We start from the raw sequence: 16,864 nt of genomic DNA on the forward strand, positions 1-16,864 counted from the left end.
CGGCAGGCTATACGCCGTCAGGGGACGAACGTACAATAAGCCGCATTCTTCGATTCTGCCCTCAGGACCTTCTCCGCCCATGCGTACCAGTCAATATCTGATCTCCACCCTCAAGGAAACTCCCGCCGACGCGACCGTTATCAGTCATCAGTTGATGCTGCGGGCCGGCATGATCCGCAAGATCGCCTCGGGTCTGTACACCTGGCTGCCGATGGGCCTGCGGGTACTGCGCAAAGTGGAGAAGGTGGTACGCGAGGAGATGGACAGTGCCGGTGCGCTCGAAGTACTGATGCCGGCGATCCAGCCGGCGGAGCTGTGGCAGGAGTCGGGCCGCTGGGAACAATACGGCCCCGAACTGCTGCGCCTGCAGGACCGTCATGGCCGTGAATTCTGCGTGGGGCCGACTCATGAGGAAGTCATCACCGATCTGGCGCGCAACGAGATCAGCAGCTACAAGCAGTTGCCGCTCAACCTGTATCAGATCCAGACCAAATTCCGCGATGAGATCCGTCCACGCTTCGGCCTGATGCGGTCCCGCGAGTTCAGCATGAAGGACGCCTACTCCTTCCATCTGGAACAGGGCTCGCTGCAGCAGACCTACGACCGCATGTATCAGGCTTATTGCAATATCTTCAGCCGCCTGGGGCTGGATTACCGCCCGGTGGTGGCTGATAACGGCTCGATCGGCGGCGAAGGCTCCCATGAATTTCATGTACTCGCCGATTCCGGCGAAGATGCCATCGTCTTTTCCGACACCGGCAGCTACGCCGCCAATATAGAAAAGGCCACGGCCCAGCCCCCGCAAGGCGAGCGCCCTGCCGCCGCCGAAGACAAGACGCTGGTGGACACCCCGAACCAGCAAACCATCGACGCTGTATGCGAGTTCCTCGGCCTGCCGGCCGAGCGTACCGTCAAGTCTCTGATCGTGCTGGGCGTGGCCAAGGAAGAAGGCGCACCGCAACCGCTGGTGGCACTGGTCCTGCGCGGCGATCATGAGTTGAACGAGATCAAGGCCGAGAACCACCCTGCCATCCATGCCCCGCTGACCTTCGCCAGTGAAGCGCAGATCCAGCAGACCATCGGCTGCAAGCCTGGCTCCATCGGACCGATCGCCCTGAACATGCATGTCATTGCCGACCACAGCGCCGCCCATCTGGCGGACTTTGTCTGCGGGGCGAACCAGGACGGCAAGCATCTGCGTGGCGTGAACTGGGAACGCGATGCCCGTTTCGACGAAGTGGCGGACCTGCGCAACGTAGTCGAAGGCGATATCAGCCCGGATGGCAATGGCACCCTGGTGATCAAGCGCGGTATCGAGGTCGGCCATATCTTCCAGTTGGGCAAAAAGTACAGCGAAGCCATGAACTGCAACGTGCTCAATGAGCAGGGCAAGATGTCGACCCTGATCATGGGCTGCTACGGTATCGGTGTATCCCGCGTGGTCGCTTCGGCCATCGAGCAGAACTATGACGCCCGGGGAATCATCTGGCCGGACGCGCTGGCGCCTTTCCAGGTGGCACTGGTGCCGATGAAGATGGAAAGCTCCGAGGCAGTACGCGAAGCCACCGAGCAGCTGTATAAGAGCCTGCAGCAAGCCGGCGTCGAAGTGCTGCTGGATGATCGTGACAAGAAAGTGAGCCCCGGTATGAAGTTTGCCGATATGGATCTGATCGGCATCCCCCACCGCGTGGTGATCAGTGATCGCGGACTGGCCGAAGGGCAGCTGGAATACAAATACCGCCGCGATCAGGAAGCGAGCAGCGTGCCAGCAGCCGAGATGCTCAACTTCCTGCTTGAACGCACCTGCACCCAATGAGATCACTTGGAATGCGTCAACCGATGCTGCCCTGGGCCCTGTGGCTATGCGCCGGACTGACCCTGACGGCCTGCAGCAGTCAGCCGCAGCCCTCGGGGGCCGCGACAGTGCGGGTGGAGCGTGAGCTGGTCAGCCACAATCTGCACATCGATGCTGGCGAACAACGGGTGTTGGCTTCTCCCCAACGCAATATCCGGGTGACCGAGCAATGGTTGCACCGGGTAACCGAGTTTGATGGTCGTGATCGGCTGACCAACAGTCATGAGAGTTACCAGGCCCTGCCCTGGGACAATCAACTGGTCAGCATGATCGCCGAAGATCGACGTTTCGCATTGCGTACCAACCATGATGGCATGCTGCGGTTGAACCTGCTGGACGAGCAATTCGTTGAACTCGATTTCGAGAACCTGCGCGCCGTTCAGCTTATCGCCCGCGCCGGACCAGGTGTGGTTGCCGAGCAGACGCTGCTTATCAGTCGCGAGCTGCGTTCGGTCCTGCGCGAAGCGGTGATGCTGGTGCATGACAACCTGGAGGAAAGCGGCGTCGAACAGTGGGTCTATCGTATCCGCCGTCTCGATGCCCTGGGCCTGGAAGAGGAATCCAACCAGCTGGAGAACATGCTCATCGTGTTGACGGTCGGTGATCCCGAGTTGCAGGCCGAGTTCCTGCAAGCACTGGAGGGCGGCAAGCAGCCCTGATCATGCCACGCTACACATGGATTGTGTTCTGCCTTGCCCTGAGCCTCGCCCCGGCGGCAGCGGTGGCCAACCAGCCGCACTCACCGGTCGATCCCGATCTACGGGCCCTGCTGATGCATACCGTGTCCCAGGCAGACAGCTTCGCCGACGCCTTCGATGCCGAAGTCTGGTTGCTGGATATGTCTACCCGGCTGCGCCGCTATTTGCCCGACGAAGCGGAACGACTGCGTTTTCTGCAGTTGGTGCATCGGGAAGCCCGTCAGGCCGGCCTGAAACCCGACCTGGTGTTGGCGGTGATCCATGTGGAAAGCCTGTTCGACCGCTACGCCCTGTCCCGCGTCGGCGCCCAGGGTGTGATGCAGGTGATGCCATTCTGGAAAAACGAGCTGGGCCGCCCCGACGATAATCTGATCGATCTGGCGACCAACCTGCGCTACGGCTGCACCATCCTCAAATATTATCTCGACCTGGAAAAAGGCGATCTGCGCCGAGCCCTGGCACGCTACAACGGCAGCCTGGGCAGTCACCGCTATCCGGACAAGGTACAGGAGTACTGGTATCGGTACTGGTATGTAAAGGACTAGCCCCTATTCCAGCAGCGCCAGTAATGTCTCCTCGGTCTGTGGTCCCGCCAGGCTGTGCAGTAACTTCCCATCGGGGTTGAAGACGTAAGTGGTCGGCAATACCTGCGGACGTTCGAGACCAAAGCTGTCGACGAAGTCCTGCCCCATCACGGCAAATTCGATATCCATTTCATCTGCCAGCTCATGCAACTCATTACCGCTGATACCATCATAGTTAACGCCGAATACCGCCACGTTCGGTTTTTTTGCCAGACTGTTGAACTCGGGCAACTCATGTCGGCAGGGTGCGCACCATTCGGCCCAATAGTTCACCACCATCCAGCGGTCCTGCAGATCTGCCCGACTGACGCTCTCACCACGATGATCCAGCCAGCGCTCCTCACCGCAGCCAGCCAGCAGTACCCCGGCGCCCAGAATGACGCCCAACAAAGCAGTTCTCATTATTCCTCCCCAGTAATCGATGCGCCCCTGCCATCCCCACCCAGCCAGTTTTTTACACTGCCGGCGAGGATATGGCGGCGATTGTCTTCGAGTTCGACCAGCGCTTCGCGTACCGCCGGATACCAGACGTCATCCCCATGCAACAACAGCGGCAACGAGGCCACGCTGGGCACAGCCTCCGGCAATGCGTCCAGCAACTCCGTCAGCTCCATTTGATCGAGGTCCCTACTCAGCACATAGCCACCCTGCTGGGCACGAGTGATAATGCGCCGGGTTTCAAGCCACTCGGTCAACTGCAGCCACAGATCTTCCGGCACACCCCAACCGGCGGCATTCACCCGTGCCAGGTCCACTGTATGCCCTTGCCGCTGCGCGAGGAGAAACACGCGCAGCAACGCCAGCAGATGGATCAGCCGGGGATAGGTCGGACGCTGCCAGGCAGAGCTGCTGCCCAGATTACAGACCAGTTCGGCGCCGAACAGAATGATCATCCAGCTGACGTAGATCCACAGCAGAAACAGCGGAAACGCCGCGAAGGCACCATAGATCAGCTGAAAGCTCGGAAACAACGCCACATAAAGAGCAAAGCTGGCCTTGGCCCCCTCGAACAGCAAGGCCACCAGCAGCCCCCCGGCAAAAGCATGCTTGAGCCGCACCCGGGTATTGGGCACCGCCACATAGATCAGCGTAAAGGCCGCGATGCTCAGCAGCAGCGGCAACCAGCCCAGCAGCTGCCGCCAGGCAGATGCCAGCACCGCATCCCCAGATAGAAAAGACAAAGATGCCAGATAGGTACTGACCACAAACCCTGCCCCCAGCAGCAGCGGCCCCAGACTCAACACCGCCCAATACAGCAGGAAACTGGAAATGCCCCGACGCGGGTAGCGTATTCGCCAGATGGCATTGAACGCCTTCTCGATGTTCAGCAACATCAGCAGCGCGGTCACCATCAGCAGCGCCACGCCAATGCCGGTCAGCTGCCGGGCTTGCTGGGAGAACTCGGATAGGTATTCACGCAGGGTCGCCCCGGTGGAAGGAACGAAATTGTCGAAGATGAAGGTCTCGACCTGCCCGCCCACCTGATTGAATGCCGGTATTGCCGCCAGCATCGCATAGGTAACCGTCATCACCGGCACTACCGCGAACAGGGTCGTATAGGTCAGAGCTGCGGCATTTTTGGCGCAGTTGTCCTCGCCGAACCGCCGGAACAGATAACGGCAGAAGTACCATAGCAGTTGCAGTTGACGCGGCATTCAGACTCCCTGAAAAACGATACCCTCATAGTCCATTGCCTCCCTGGCGAGACGGGGTGGTTGTCAATGGTCTTCAAGCGCTTAGAATAGCCTTCATACCCCGCCCCGGCCACAGCGCGGCGGATCGAATCCGACCTGAACGGAGATTGCCATGTCCAGGGTAAGCATCTATCACAACCCCCGCTGCTCCAAATCACGCCAGGCACTGGCGCTGCTGGAACAGCAAGGCGATGAACTGGAAGTCATCCAGTACATAGACACACCGCCCGACAGCGCCACCCTCAGCGCCCTGCTGCAGCAACTGGGCCTCTCCGCACGCGAGCTGATGCGCAAGGGAGAAAATGTCTACAAGGAATTGCAGCTGGACGACCCCGATCTGAGCGAAGCCGAATTGGTTCAGGCCATGGTGGACTACCCGCGCCTGATCGAGCGTCCCATCGTCATCCGTGACGGCAAGGCCATCATTGCGCGCCCGCCGGAGCGGGTATTGGAGCTGTACGCATGAATGATCCCTATGTTCTGGTGCTGTATTACAGCCATAACGGCGCTACCGCCAAGATGGCCCGTCTGATTGCCGAAGGTATCGAGCAGGCCGGCCTGGAAGCGCGCCTGCGCACGGTTCCCAAGGTAACCACCGAGACTCGCGCCAGCGCTCCGGAAATCCCCGACAGCGGCGCGCTCTACTGCACCGAGGATGACCTGAAGAATTGCGCGGCGTTGGTACTCGGCAGTCCAACCCGCTTCGGCAACATGGCAGCGCCGCTGAAATACTTCATCGACGGCACCAGCAGCCTGTGGCTGTCTGGCAGCCTGTCCGGCAAGCCAGCCGCCGTATTCACCACCACCGCCAGCATGCACGGCGGGCAGGAAAGCACCCTGCTCTCCATGCAGCTGCCGCTGCTGCACCATGGCATGCTGCTGGTCGGCCTGCCCTACAGCGAGGCCGCACTCACCGAGACCCGCGGGGGTGGTACACCCTACGGTGCCAGCCATCTGGCCGGTGGCGACGGTTCCCGCCCGCTGGACAGTCACGAGACTGCCCTGTGCCGGGCACTCGGCAAGCGCGTGGCCACGGTCACTCGTCAGCTACTGGCCGGAGCCGTTCATGTCCAAAGCTGACAAACCCTTGCCATCACTGCATTACCTGGAACCGCGCATACGTATCAGTCGCCTGCTCGCAGCGCTGGGCTATGCCGGGCTGTTGCTGTGCCTGTTCATCTACAACGCCTTCATCGCCGACCTGCATGGCGCCAATCCGGTGGTAATCATCGGTGTATTGCTGGTACCGCTGCTGATCTTTCTGCCGGGTATTGCCCTGGGTAATGTGCGCGCCCATGCCTGGCTGTGCTTTGCCATCAACCTGTATTTCATCTATGGGGTACAGACCTGCTTTCAGCCGGGGCGTGAACTCTATGGCGCCATTCTGGTGGGTACCAGCGTGCTGTATTTCATCACTGCACTGGGATATGTGCGCTGGAGTTTCCAGGCGCAGCGGGTACGTGCATTACACCCCGCCGGAGCCTGATTACCAACCCATTACCCGTTTGACGAAAGGAATGGTCAATCGGTGCTGGGCCTGCAGGGATGCCTGGTCCAGCTGCTCAAGGGCGGAAAACAGCTCACTCATGCCCCGCGCGCCACGACTGAGAATATAGCGCGCCACCTCATCGGGCATTTGCAGGCCGCGCCGCTCGGCGCGCAACTTGAGCATCTGCTGCTTGCCTTCGTCATCCAACACCTGCAATTGGAATACCAGCCCCCAACCGAGGCGCGAGACCAGGTCCGGTAGTTGCAATGGCAACGCCCGGGGCGCGGCGGCGGCGGCAATCAGCAGCCGCCCTTGGCGTTGCTGAATGCGGTTGTAGAGGTGGAACAGGGCTTCCTCCCACTCCTCCCGGCCCGCCAGCGCATCCAGTTCATCCAGACACAACAAGTCGAACTGCTCCATACCTTCCAGCAATCCCGGACCGTGATCCAGCAGCTCGGCCAACGGCAGATACATCGCCAGGCCGCCTGTTTCCGCCATCCGGTGACAGGCGGCCTGCAACAAATGCGAACGACCGCTGCCAGACGCCCCCCACAGGTAGATATACAGCTCGGCCGGCGCAGATTGGACGTCGGCCAGGACTTGCAGCGCTGCCAGCACGCCGGCATTGGAGCCGGGATAATAATTGTCGAAGGTGGCTTCGTCCCGGAGTTTGACGCCCAGGGGCAGCTGCATGGGTTGCGCCATCAGACCGATTCCACCTTATGTGTCGCTCCGCTGCCCAGCAGCCGATGCGTCATCATCAGCCACGCCAGCGGAAATATAAGGTGGGTAGCGTCGGGGTGGCAGGCACCGCGGGCTGGTTCTGCTCGGGCTCAGCAATCGGCAGCGGGGCTTCAGCCGGCTCGGCGCCAGGCTCCTGAGCAAGACCGACATCCTCCTCGGGCGCCATCCCGACATCTGCCGGGTCGCTCGGCAGCTCGGTAGCAACAGGCTGCTCAACTATTGGCTCAGGCATGCGTTGCAGACGCATATCCAGATTGAGCAAGCGTTCCAGCTGGGCTTCGCTGCCGGGGAAACTCACTTGCAGCTGCACCTTGTCACCCTCGATGGCGATCAACTGCGGAGTCTGGGAGCCCAGTTGATTCACCGAACGCAGCAGACCGGCATAATCGGCCACGCTATTGATGCCCTCGACATGCAAACGCCAGCCGGACGCCCCGTCGGCAGCGCCGGCGGGTGTCGCATATTGAGTGAATACCGCATTGGCGATAGCGACCATCAGCTCATCCGCGGCGGCCTCGGCGGTGCCAGTGATGCGCCCCGAATCGCTCCGGTCATTCAGCCACAATGTCCAGTCCAGCGCGCTCTGATCCCCTTCTCCCGTCACCGTCATCGCCAAGGTGCCCTCTACTGGATAGCGCTCACTGGCCGCCAGCAGCTCGTCCCGGCTGGCCTGACGGATCAGTTGCTCGTCGACCTGGCTCATGTCCTGCAGGTCACCCAGCGGAAAACTCAGGGCAACGCCGCGATGCGCCGCCGCTTCCTTCAAGGTCAATGCCCAGGCACTGACCGGGCTCAGAGTACGATCACCCAGCTCGTTGGCTTCTACCGCCCAGAGCACGATACCCGGACGGTTGCGGCCCAGGGCGGGCAACCCGGCCTCGCGCACCAGCTTGGTCAGCGCTTGGGAGTCGAATTCAATGCGAAGCTGGCCACCCTCCGCTGTACCAATGCGGCGCATCATGTCTTGTGGCGATTTCATCGCATTGGCCAAGGGGCCACGCTGCAGTTCCACATCACTGCCCACCAGACGCTGGAACATAACCCGGGTGGCCCCCCGCAGCGCGTCGTCCCGGCTTTGGTCCTCGGCCTGAGCGACCTGCACCCGATAGAGATCATCCAGCACCGCAGCGCTGAGATTGAACGACGCCAGGGCAGCAACGCACAATAGAAGCAGCCGGACTCTTTGCTTGAAACGCATGGGTAATTCCATCTGGTGAATGCGACTGTCAGCCTCGAAACGGCGGTGAAACAGCGGCCCTAAAGCGCATACATTAAACAAGCACTGGAGCGGCAGCAACCGTAGCGGTGTAAAGTCGTCGGAGCATGGTCGCCTGCGCGATGAATTGGTACACTAGCGCGTTCCCCACTTTGATCACTCGAGACCCACGCATGAGCAGCCAAAAGCCCGCCAAGCCTTCCATCAGCTACAAGGACGCCGGGGTCGACATAGACGCCGGAAATGCCCTTGTCGATCGCATCAAACATGTCGCCAAACGTACCGCGCGCCCGGAAGTCATGGGGGGGCTGGGTGGCTTCGGGGCGCTCTGTGAAATCCCGGCGGGCTACACCCAGCCGGTACTGGTCTCGGGCACGGACGGCGTCGGCACCAAGCTGCGCCTGGCGATGGACCTGAACAAACATGACCAGATCGGCATCGACCTGGTGGCCATGTGTGTGAACGACCTGGTGGTCTGTGGTGCTGAGCCGCTGTTTTTCCTTGACTACTATGCCACTGGCAAATTGAATGTCGATGTCGCCGCCCAGGTGGTCACCGGTATCGGCGCTGGATGCGAACTGGCCGGCTGCGCCCTGGTGGGTGGCGAGACCGCGGAAATGCCCGGCATGTACGAAGGTGATGACTATGACCTGGCTGGCTTCTGCGTCGGCGTAGTGGAAAAGGCCGAGATCATTGATGGCACCAAGGTCCAGCCCGGCGACGTGCTGCTGGCCCTGCCCTCTTCCGGCCCGCACTCCAATGGCTACTCGCTGATTCGCAAGATCATCGAAGTCGCCGGTGCCGACATCAAGAACGTGCAGTTGGATGGCCAGCCGCTGACCGACCTGCTGATGGCGCCAACGCGCATCTACGTCAAGGCCCTGCTGCAGCTGATCAAGCAGACCGGCGCAGTGAAAGCCATGGCTCACATCACCGGTGGCGGCCTGCTGGAGAACATTCCCCGCGTGCTGCCAGAAGGTGCCAGCGCCATCATCGATCTGAGCAGCTGGCAGCGCCCGGCGGTATTCGACTGGCTGCAAGAACAGGGCAACGTCGACGAAACCGAGATGCACCGCGTGCTCAACTGCGGCGTCGGGATGGTCATCTGCGTCGCGGCCGATCAGGCCGACAACGCCTTGCAGGTACTGAAGGACGCCGGCGAGCAACCCTGGATCATCGGTTCCATCGACAATGCCGCTGCCAACGGTGAGGCTGTAGTACTGCGTAACGGCCGCGGATGAGCTGCCGCATCGTCGTCCTGATCTCCGGATCAGGCAGCAACCTGCAGGCTTTTATCGATACTCTGCATGCCCGGCAGGCTGACATTGTCGCGGTGATTTCCAACCGCGCCGATGCCTTCGGTCTGGAGCGCGCCGCCAGGGCCGGTATTCCTGGCGCCGTTCTCGATCATCGAGAATTCGCCGACCGAGCCACCTATGATCAGGCACTCGCCGCGCTCATCGATACCCATGCGCCCGACCTGGTCATTCTGGCCGGATTCATGCGCATCCTCACCTCCGAGTTCGTTCAGCACTATCAGGGGCGCCTGCTGAATATCCATCCGTCGCTGCTGCCGAAGTACACCGGCCTGCACACTCACCGACGGGCACTGGAGGCCGGCGACCGCGAGCATGGCGCCACGGTGCATTTCGTCACCGAGGAGCTCGATGGCGGCCCGGCTATCATGCAGTCCCATGTGCCGGTGCTGGCCGATGATACGCCCGACACCCTAGCTGCACGGGTGCGGGACACCGAACATCGACTCTATCCACTGGCTGCTATGCTGTACATCAGCGGTCGCCTGCGGCTGGAGGACGGCCAAGCTTGCCTGGATGGCACACCTATCGCTCCCTGTGGCCTCAGGCTGGATCAATTCGAAGCAGATACGCGAGGTCATTTGCATGATTGACAGCAGTTCGCTCTTGTTCCGTCGCCCGGGCCGCTGGCTGGCCGCCGCGGTACTGGCTCTCGGCAGCAGCCTGGTCCACGCGCAGGAGCTGGTTCCCTTTACCGCCAGCTACGCTGCCGACATGAAGAAGATTCCGGTCAACGGCGAGGCCACGCACAGCCTGCAGGCCAACCCCGACGGTACCTGGACCCTGTCCTTCCATGCCGGCATGTTCGTCGCAAGGCTGAACGAGGAAAGCCAGCTGCGGTTGGAGAACGACCAGTTGATCCCGCTCAGTTATCGCTACGAGCGCAAGGGCCTGGGCCGTGGCCGCGTGACCACACAGAACTTTGACTGGGAAGCCGGCGTAGTCACCGGCGAGCATAAGAAGGAATCCTTCAGCCTGCCGGCCGAACCCGGACTGCTCGACCGCACCACTTATCAACTGGCCCTGCAGCGCGATCTGATGGCAGGCAAGACCGAGATGAGTTATCGGGTAGCGGATGAAGACGAGATAGAGGAATACCGCTTCCGCGTCACCGGTGAGAAACGCGTCACCACCCGCGCCGGGCAGTTTGACGCCGTGGAGGTCGAACGCGTACGCGAGCCCGACGCCAAGCGGGAGACAACCTTGTGGTTCGCCAAGGATTGGCAGTATCTGCTGGTCCGCCTGAGCCAGATTGAGACTGACGGTCAGCATTATCAGATCATGCTCAAGGAAGCGACGCTGGATGGCGAGCCGGTGATCGGCACGCCGGTCAAGAGTGACTGACAGCAAGATCGGACGCTGCGCGGCCAAAGGGCCATTGGCGTAGCGCAGGTGCGCTACGCCCCGAAACCTGCGGCCTCATCAGTTCCTACGGCATCCCACCACTTTCGGATTGCCGCTCCCCTGCTTTCAATTACCGCAGGTACTGCTTTTCGGTGCCATAGCCTTCTCAGGCTATGGCAGTGTCCGGTCAACACTCAACCGATAAACTTCTCACCGGCCTCGGCACGCTTGACCAGACCAGCGGCCGGCTTCCAGAACTCGCCCTGACGCGCTTCCAGCTCACGGATCTGCTGTAGCACCACGTCCAGCCCCAGGCTGTCGGCATAGGTCATCGGCCCGCCACGCTCGGCCGGGAAGCCGTAGCCGAAACGGTAAACACGATCGATATCCTCGGCGCTTTCGGCAAAGCCCTCATCCAGAATACGCGCACCTTCATTGACCAGTGCCAGAATGCAACGCTGGACGATTTCTTCATCAGCCACGTCGCGGGCGGTATAACCGGCTTCTTCGGCCACTTCGCGGGCCATCATGTCGGTTTCTGGATCATGAATCGCCTGACGGCTGCCCGGCTCGTAACGGTAGAAGCCATGGCCGCTTTTCTGACCGAAACGCTCCATTTCACACAGGCGGTTGTCCAGCCACACGATCGGCTCGCCGCGGCCAACACCGGCCAACTGCCGCGAACGCCAGCCCAAGTCCACCCCGACCACGTCATACATACGATACGGGCCCATGGCCATGCCGAAGCCCTGGAGCGCCTGATCCACCTGCCAGGGCGTGGCACCTTCCAGCACTACTTCACGGGACTGGCGCGAATACATCGACAGCATGCGGTTACCGATGAAACCGTGGCAGTTGCCAGCCAGTACCGCTTCCTTGCCGATCTTCTTGCCGACCGCCAGGCAGGCATCCAGCACATCCTGGTCTGTGGCCTTGCCACGCACCACTTCCAGCAGCTTCATGATGTGTGCCGGGCTGAAGAAATGCAGGCCCAGCACCTGCGCCGGACGCTGGGTGGCGGAAGCAATCTCGTCGATATCAAGATAAGAGGTGTTGGTCGCCAGAATGCCAGATGGCTTAACCGCCTTGTCCAGCTCAGCGAAAATGGTCTTCTTTAGGTCCATGTTTTCATACACGGCCTCGACCACCAGATCCATGTCGGCCAGGGCGGCATAGTCCTGAGTGGTGGTGATGCGCTGTACGCGAGCCTGGGCCTCAGCCTCATCAAAACGTTGCTGGGCCACCGAACGCTTATACACATTGGCGATCTCGACCAGGCCCTTCTCCAGCATCTCGCCATTCACGTCCAGCCAGACCACCGGGTAACCAGCGTTGACAAAGTTCATGACGATGCCACGTCCCATGGTACCGGCACCGATTACACCTACCTGCTTGATGTCTTCAAACGAAGCCATGATTTCCTCTCCAAATCATCGTATTTATACGCCGGACCAGTTACTACAGCGGCTACCGGCAGGGACTGAACGGCCCATTACATTACGCAAAAGCCCCGTCGAATAAAAACGAAACCCGTCCATAGGCGGCATTCAGGATATGAATATGCGCCAGCAGATTATCTGACTCAAATGCGAGCCGATTGCGTCTGAACGGACACTTTCCGTTAGCCTTTCGGTACAATGGCGCCCGCTGTATCGGATACCCCGGTTCTCATTGCTATAAGTCGTTCAATGTCCAGATCCTGTCGTACCCTCGCACTCTGTCTCTTCGCTTTTCTGTTCCCATCCATCCTGTCCGCTGCGCCGGCGACTTTCGAGTCCGCCAAGACGCTGGCTCGCCAACAGGTGTACCACGACCGCAATGACCATGGCAGCTTCTATTGCGGCTGCAGCTGGGAATGGGTTGGCCGCTCCGGCGGCGTAGTGGATGCAGCCAGCTGCGGCTACCGCACCCGCGCCCAACCCAACCGTGCCGCCCGGATCGAATGGGAGCATATCGTCCCCGCTTCGCTGTTCGGCCAGCAGCGTCAGTGCTGGCAGCAGGGCGGTCGCAGCAACTGCAAGAAGACCGACCCGGTGTTCAGTGCCATGGAAGCCGACCTGCACAACCTCACGCCGGCCATCGGTGAAACCAATGCCGATCGCAGCAACTTTCGTTTCGGCATGCTACCGGGTACGCCCTATCAACATGGTCAGTGCGATTTCAAGGTGGCGTTTTCCGAGCGGACCGTGGAGCCGCGAAATGAAGTGAAGGGGCAGATCGCCCGGGTCTGGTTCTACATGCACGATCATTACGATCTGACCATGTCCAGTCAGCAACAACGGTTGCTGATGGCTTGGGACCGGCAACAGCCGGTAAGTATCTGGGAACAGGAGCGCAATCAGCGTATCAGCCGGTTGATGGGTCATGACAATCCCTTCGTCACCGGTGCGCGGCAATGGACGCTGAACCATCACAACAGCGGTGCCGGAGTGGTCGCCTCGACCCGCTCGACTGAGCGTGCCCCGGCGTCAGCAGACCACCGCATCATCGGCAACCGCAACAGCAAGGTTTATCACTTGCCCCAGGGTTGCCCGAGCTACGGTCAGGTCAGTGCCCGCAATATCCAGCGGTTCAACAGCGAAGCCGAAGCGCAGCAGCAGGGTTACCGCAAGGCTGGAAACTGCCGTTGAAGTAACCCGGCTCGCCTTCCGTCATCCCCGGCGCAGCCGAGGATGACGGAGTAGATGAACATCGCCAGACCCTTATTGCGGGATTTCCTTTTCCCCCTCGTCCTTGCCCTCCATGGAAAGATGTTCGATCACCGCATTGAGCTCAGCACCCAGCAGCAGGACGGCGGCAGTAATGTAGAAATACAACAGCAATACGATAATCGCCCCGATACTGCCGTAGGTCGCATTGTAGTTGGCGAAGTTCTGCACATAGATACCGAAGCCGACCGAGGCGGCAAGCCAGACGATCACCGCCACCACCGAACCCGGAGTGATGAACCGAAACTCCTGCTCGACATCGGGCGTAGCGTAATAGATCAGCGCAACGGCCAGCATCAGCAGCAGAATAGCCACCGGCCAGCGCAGCCAGCTCCAGACCACGACCAGCACCTGCTCCAGCCCGATCTGCGAAGCAAGCCAGGCCATCACCTGCGGCCCCAGGGTCATGAAGCCGGCCGCCAGCAGCAGCATTATGGCAATGCCTATGGTGTAAAGAATGGACAGGATGAACAGCTTCCAGCTGGGTCGCCCCTCCTTGACGTCGTAGGCCTTGTTCATCGCGTTCATCAGTGAGCGCACGCCAATCGACGCGGTCCACAGCGCCAGCAGGATGCCGAACGACAGCAGCCCACCTTGGCTTTCCTGCAATTGATCGATCACCGGGTTGACCTGATCCAGCGCCACCGGTGGCAGGACTATCGCCGCCTGGGCTCGCAGCCAATCAAAGAAGTTCGGCAAATGCAGGAAACCGAGCACCGCCATGAGAAACAGGACAAAGGGGAAAATGGAAAACAGCGCCCGGTATGCCAACGCCGCGGCATAGGTCGACATATCATCATCGCTGAATTCCTTCGCGGTTCGCTTCAAAACGGTAAAAACACCGGCATTGCGCAGCTGCAAAAATGACATGTCGCCCCCTTGCGATAGACCCATTAGCTGGGACGCCCCTGGCGGGCAAAAGTTTGGCCAAGTTGCTGGGCGTCGTTCGATCAGCTGTAGCAATTACTTACAAAATCAAATTACAATGATAAGGATTCGCGTTACAAATACTGCCAACTGCAGAGAGCCCAGCACCATGCACCCATTTCGGCTGACCCTAACCGCCTTGTCATTGCCCTTGGCGCTCCATGCCCTTCCGCTTCTGGCCGAGGACAACGACGACGCCAATAACCCATTGGCACTGCCGTCGACCGAAGTTCGCGCCAGTGCCGATGCTTCCGCTGGCGGTTTACCACCGGCTTATGCCGGCGGCCAGGTGGCCCGGGGTGGTCGGGTCGGACTACTGGGTAATCAGGATAATATGGAAACCCCATTCCAGCTCACCAGTTACACCCAGATGCTGATCCAGGATCAGCAGGCGGCCAGCGTCGCCGATATTGTCGAGAACGATCCGGCGGTGCGTGCCGCCCGCGGCTTCGGCAATTTTCAGCAGGTGTATATGGTGCGCGGCCTGCCGATCTATTCCGACGACATGTCCTACAACGGCCTGTATGGCTTGTTGCCCAGACAGTATCTGGACGCGGAGTTGATCGAGCGCGTGGAAGTCCTGCGCGGCGCCAATGCTTTTCTCAATGGCGCCGCGCCCGGCGGCAGTGGTCTGGGTGGTGCGATCAACATCGTGCCCAAGCGCGCGCCCAACCAGCCGCTCAACCAGATCACCGCCGGCGTGCGCTCAGGTACGCAAACCTATGTTACTGGCGACTTCGCCAGACGCCTGGCCGATGACCGGATCGGGGTGCGGCTCAATTTTGCCCGCCGCGATGGCGATACCGCCGTCGACGGCGAGTCCAATGAGCTGAGCATGTTTGCCCTGGGTGTCGACTACCGTGGCGACCGGCTGCGCATCTCCGCCGACCTGGGCCATCAGGATCACCAGTTGGATGATATCCAGCCAGCCATCAGCATCGCACCCGGGGTGGATATCCCTTCTGTCCCCGATCCCGATAAGAGCATCGCCCAACCCTGGACCTTCTCCAACGCCCGGGATACGTTCGGCACGCTGCGCGCCGAGTATGATTTCAATGAGTATTTCACCGGCTGGGTGGCGGCCGGCATGCGCAAGGGAGATGAGTCCGGCAGTTTCTCCGAACCGACCGTGAACAATGCCAACGGCGACAGCACTGCCAACCGTTTCAGTAATGTGCGTGAAGATACCGTGAAGACCGGCGAAGCCGGTGTACGCAGCGCCTTTCATACCGGCAGCGTTGGCCATCAGGTGACCCTGTCCAGTTCGATCTACCGCATGGACTCGCGCAATGCCTATGAGTTCTCCGACTTCGCCGGCTTCCCAGGCAATATCTACCAGCCGGTCGACGCTCCCTCGCCACCTCCGGTGCTGATCGGCGGCACCTTCGATCATCCATTGCTTACCGACAAGACCCGGACCTCCAGCGTGGCGCTGGCCGATGTACTGTCATTCATGGATGAGCGCCTGCAGATCACCCTCGGTGCGCGTTACCAGAAAATCCGCAGTTACGGTTATGACTACAACAGCGGCGTACGCACGGGTGCCTACTCGGAGAGTGAGATCACCCCGGTAGCCGGCGTGCTGTACCGGTTGACACCGGAGCTGTCGCTCTACGCCAACCATATTGAGGGATTGGTCAAGGGCGATGTGGCACCCACCGAGGCTGGCGGCCAGCCGGTGGACAATGCCGGCGAGATTCTGGCTCCCTACAAGACCCGGCAGAACGAAGTGGGCATGAAGTATGACGGCGGCCGTATCGGGGGCAGTCTGGGGCTGTACCAGAGCCGCAAGCAGATGGCAGGCACGGAAAACGGCGTTTACGGGGTTATCGGCCATCAGCGCAACCGCGGCGTGGAGCTGTCGCTGTACGGCCAGGCCACACCGCAGTTGTCAATCCTCGGTGGGGTCAGCCTGCTGGACAGCGATGTGGAAGGCAACGACGCCATCGGCGCACCGAAAGTGCAGGCCAATCTGGGCGTCGACTGGATGGTGCCGACCGTCAGTGGCCTGGCGCTGGATGCACGAGCCATCCATACCGGCAGCCAGTATGCCGACATCGACAACCAGCAGAAAGTCCCTTCCTGGACCCGCTTCGACGCCGGTGTGCGTTACAGCCTGTTGCTTGATGGCGATCAGCAGGTGACCCTGCGCGCCCGTGTGGAAAACCTGGCCGACAAGAAATATTGGGCCACGGCCGGCGGCTATCCCGGTGATGGCTCGCTGATTGTCGGCGCACCGCGCACCTTCATTCTGTCCAGCACACTGGACTTCTGAAACCGCCCGGAGCC

The 16,864-nt window shown here is 60.7% G+C and carries 17 protein-coding genes; 11 read left to right on the top strand and 6 right to left on the bottom strand.

What is annotated here, in order from left to right:
* Positions 1 to 79: 79 nt before the first annotated feature.
* The 3 genes from QAO71_RS12035 to QAO71_RS12045 are packed head-to-tail and all read left to right on the top strand — an operon-like array spanning position 80 to position 3,098.
* A complete protein-coding gene (locus QAO71_RS12035) occupies positions 80 to 1,816 on the top strand; it encodes a proline--tRNA ligase (protein WP_280164521.1) in 1,737 nt (578 codons plus the stop codon).
* 11 nt (positions 1,817 to 1,827) lie between these two features.
* A complete protein-coding gene (locus tag QAO71_RS12040; RefSeq protein WP_280164522.1) occupies positions 1,828 to 2,514 on the top strand; it encodes a hypothetical protein in 687 nt (228 codons plus the stop codon).
* 2 nt (positions 2,515 to 2,516) lie between these two features.
* Positions 2,517 to 3,098: a transglycosylase SLT domain-containing protein gene (locus QAO71_RS12045; RefSeq protein WP_280164523.1), complete on the top strand. Its 582-nt coding sequence runs from the start codon at positions 2,517 to 2,519 to the stop codon at positions 3,096 to 3,098.
* A 3-nt stretch (positions 3,099 to 3,101) separates the two neighbouring features.
* On the opposite strand, the gene QAO71_RS12050 is transcribed toward QAO71_RS12045, so the two are convergent.
* Positions 3,102 to 3,539, bottom strand: coding sequence for a TlpA disulfide reductase family protein (locus QAO71_RS12050; protein ID WP_036988581.1), 438 nt, complete (start codon positions 3,537 to 3,539; stop codon positions 3,102 to 3,104).
* Positions 3,539 to 4,792, bottom strand: coding sequence for a YihY family inner membrane protein (locus QAO71_RS12055; RefSeq protein WP_074777910.1), 1,254 nt, complete (start codon positions 4,790 to 4,792; stop codon positions 3,539 to 3,541). The genes QAO71_RS12050 and QAO71_RS12055 overlap by 1 nt, the downstream gene beginning before the upstream one ends.
* Positions 4,793 to 4,943: 151 nt before the next feature.
* On the opposite strand from QAO71_RS12055, the gene arsC reads away from it, so the two are divergent.
* The 3 genes from arsC to QAO71_RS12070 are packed head-to-tail and all read left to right on the top strand — an operon-like array spanning position 4,944 to position 6,317.
* On the top strand, positions 4,944 to 5,297 hold the full coding sequence (gene arsC, locus QAO71_RS12060; protein ID WP_036988577.1) for an arsenate reductase (glutaredoxin): 354 nt from the start codon (positions 4,944 to 4,946) through the stop codon (positions 5,295 to 5,297).
* Positions 5,294 to 5,911: an NAD(P)H:quinone oxidoreductase gene (wrbA, locus tag QAO71_RS12065; protein ID WP_036988576.1), complete on the top strand. Its 618-nt coding sequence runs from the start codon at positions 5,294 to 5,296 to the stop codon at positions 5,909 to 5,911. Before arsC ends, wrbA begins: the two co-directional genes overlap by 4 nt.
* Positions 5,898 to 6,317 (top strand): DUF2069 domain-containing protein, encoded by a 420-nt coding sequence (locus QAO71_RS12070; protein WP_036988575.1) that lies wholly within the window; start codon positions 5,898 to 5,900, stop codon positions 6,315 to 6,317. Before wrbA ends, QAO71_RS12070 begins: the two co-directional genes overlap by 14 nt.
* Here the strand turns inward: QAO71_RS12070 and hda are convergent, their stop codons facing one another.
* The gene (gene hda, locus QAO71_RS12075) at positions 6,318 to 7,025 is read right to left on the bottom strand and encodes a DnaA regulatory inactivator Hda (protein WP_136868951.1); all 708 of its coding nucleotides are present in this window, start codon (positions 7,023 to 7,025) and stop codon (positions 6,318 to 6,320) included.
* Positions 7,026 to 7,080: 55 nt separating this feature from the next.
* Complete coding sequence (locus tag QAO71_RS12080) at positions 7,081 to 8,262, bottom strand: DUF2066 domain-containing protein (RefSeq protein ID WP_036988573.1); 1,182 nt, start codon at positions 8,260 to 8,262, stop codon at positions 7,081 to 7,083.
* A 191-nt stretch (positions 8,263 to 8,453) separates the two neighbouring features.
* Here QAO71_RS12080 and purM point away from each other — a divergent pair, with 191 nt between their 5' ends.
* From purM to QAO71_RS12095, 3 genes are read left to right on the top strand one after another with little or no spacing between them, the layout of a single operon-like run.
* Entirely contained in the window at positions 8,454 to 9,521 is a 1,068-nt protein-coding gene (purM, locus tag QAO71_RS12085) for a phosphoribosylformylglycinamidine cyclo-ligase (RefSeq protein WP_036988572.1), read from the top strand.
* Positions 9,518 to 10,189: a phosphoribosylglycinamide formyltransferase gene (purN, locus tag QAO71_RS12090; RefSeq protein ID WP_280164524.1), complete on the top strand. Its 672-nt coding sequence runs from the start codon at positions 9,518 to 9,520 to the stop codon at positions 10,187 to 10,189. Before purM ends, purN begins: the two co-directional genes overlap by 4 nt.
* Positions 10,182 to 10,940, top strand: coding sequence for a DUF3108 domain-containing protein (locus tag QAO71_RS12095; RefSeq protein ID WP_051610699.1), 759 nt, complete (start codon positions 10,182 to 10,184; stop codon positions 10,938 to 10,940). The genes purN and QAO71_RS12095 overlap by 8 nt, the downstream gene beginning before the upstream one ends.
* A gap of 194 nt (positions 10,941 to 11,134) precedes the next feature.
* On the opposite strand, the gene QAO71_RS12100 is transcribed toward QAO71_RS12095, so the two are convergent.
* Complete coding sequence (locus tag QAO71_RS12100) at positions 11,135 to 12,355, bottom strand: 3-hydroxyacyl-CoA dehydrogenase (protein WP_074777906.1); 1,221 nt, start codon at positions 12,353 to 12,355, stop codon at positions 11,135 to 11,137.
* A gap of 273 nt (positions 12,356 to 12,628) precedes the next feature.
* Between QAO71_RS12100 and QAO71_RS12105 the strand changes: the two genes are divergently transcribed.
* Positions 12,629 to 13,570 carry an endonuclease gene (locus tag QAO71_RS12105; protein WP_280164525.1) on the top strand — a complete coding sequence of 314 codons (942 nt, stop codon included), beginning with the start codon at positions 12,629 to 12,631 and terminating at the stop codon, positions 13,568 to 13,570.
* A 72-nt stretch (positions 13,571 to 13,642) separates the two neighbouring features.
* Here QAO71_RS12105 and QAO71_RS12110 read toward each other — a convergent pair whose 3' ends face one another.
* Positions 13,643 to 14,518, bottom strand: a complete 876-nt coding sequence (locus tag QAO71_RS12110; protein ID WP_036988569.1) for a YihY/virulence factor BrkB family protein — start codon at positions 14,516 to 14,518, stop codon at positions 13,643 to 13,645.
* A 166-nt stretch (positions 14,519 to 14,684) separates the two neighbouring features.
* Between QAO71_RS12110 and QAO71_RS12115 the strand changes: the two genes are divergently transcribed.
* Positions 14,685 to 16,850: a TonB-dependent receptor gene (locus QAO71_RS12115; RefSeq protein WP_051610698.1), complete on the top strand. Its 2,166-nt coding sequence runs from the start codon at positions 14,685 to 14,687 to the stop codon at positions 16,848 to 16,850.
* Positions 16,851 to 16,864 lie beyond the last annotated feature (14 nt).

The sequence above is a fragment of the Halopseudomonas sp. SMJS2 genome, assembly GCF_029866945.1.
GTDB lineage: Bacteria > Pseudomonadota > Gammaproteobacteria > Pseudomonadales > Pseudomonadaceae > Halopseudomonas > Halopseudomonas bauzanensis.

Bases quoted from the DNA above. Each gene is read 5' to 3' on its own strand.
- wrbA (WP_036988576.1), top strand. From the start codon at position 5,294: ATGAATGATCCCTATGTTCTGGTGCTGTATTACAGCCATAACGGCGCT.
- QAO71_RS12035 (WP_280164521.1), top strand. From the start codon at position 80: ATGCGTACCAGTCAATATCTGATCTCCACCCTCAAGGAAACTCCCGCC.
- QAO71_RS12045 (WP_280164523.1), top strand. From the start codon at position 2,517: ATGCCACGCTACACATGGATTGTGTTCTGCCTTGCCCTGAGCCTCGCC.
- QAO71_RS12055 (WP_074777910.1), bottom strand. From the start codon at position 4,792: ATGCCGCGTCAACTGCAACTGCTATGGTACTTCTGCCGTTATCTGTTC.
- hda (WP_136868951.1), bottom strand. From the start codon at position 7,025: ATGGCGCAACCCATGCAGCTGCCCCTGGGCGTCAAACTCCGGGACGAA.
- QAO71_RS12105 (WP_280164525.1), top strand. From the start codon at position 12,629: ATGTCCAGATCCTGTCGTACCCTCGCACTCTGTCTCTTCGCTTTTCTG.
- QAO71_RS12080 (WP_036988573.1), bottom strand. From the start codon at position 8,262: ATGCGTTTCAAGCAAAGAGTCCGGCTGCTTCTATTGTGCGTTGCTGCC.
- purN (WP_280164524.1), top strand. From the start codon at position 9,518: ATGAGCTGCCGCATCGTCGTCCTGATCTCCGGATCAGGCAGCAACCTG.
- purM (WP_036988572.1), top strand. From the start codon at position 8,454: ATGAGCAGCCAAAAGCCCGCCAAGCCTTCCATCAGCTACAAGGACGCC.
- QAO71_RS12115 (WP_051610698.1), top strand. From the start codon at position 14,685: ATGCACCCATTTCGGCTGACCCTAACCGCCTTGTCATTGCCCTTGGCG.
- QAO71_RS12050 (WP_036988581.1), bottom strand. From the start codon at position 3,539: ATGAGAACTGCTTTGTTGGGCGTCATTCTGGGCGCCGGGGTACTGCTG.
- QAO71_RS12040 (WP_280164522.1), top strand. From the start codon at position 1,828: ATGCGTCAACCGATGCTGCCCTGGGCCCTGTGGCTATGCGCCGGACTG.
- QAO71_RS12110 (WP_036988569.1), bottom strand. From the start codon at position 14,518: ATGTCATTTTTGCAGCTGCGCAATGCCGGTGTTTTTACCGTTTTGAAG.
- arsC (WP_036988577.1), top strand. From the start codon at position 4,944: ATGTCCAGGGTAAGCATCTATCACAACCCCCGCTGCTCCAAATCACGC.
- QAO71_RS12070 (WP_036988575.1), top strand. From the start codon at position 5,898: ATGTCCAAAGCTGACAAACCCTTGCCATCACTGCATTACCTGGAACCG.
- QAO71_RS12095 (WP_051610699.1), top strand. From the start codon at position 10,182: ATGATTGACAGCAGTTCGCTCTTGTTCCGTCGCCCGGGCCGCTGGCTG.
- QAO71_RS12100 (WP_074777906.1), bottom strand. From the start codon at position 12,355: ATGGCTTCGTTTGAAGACATCAAGCAGGTAGGTGTAATCGGTGCCGGT.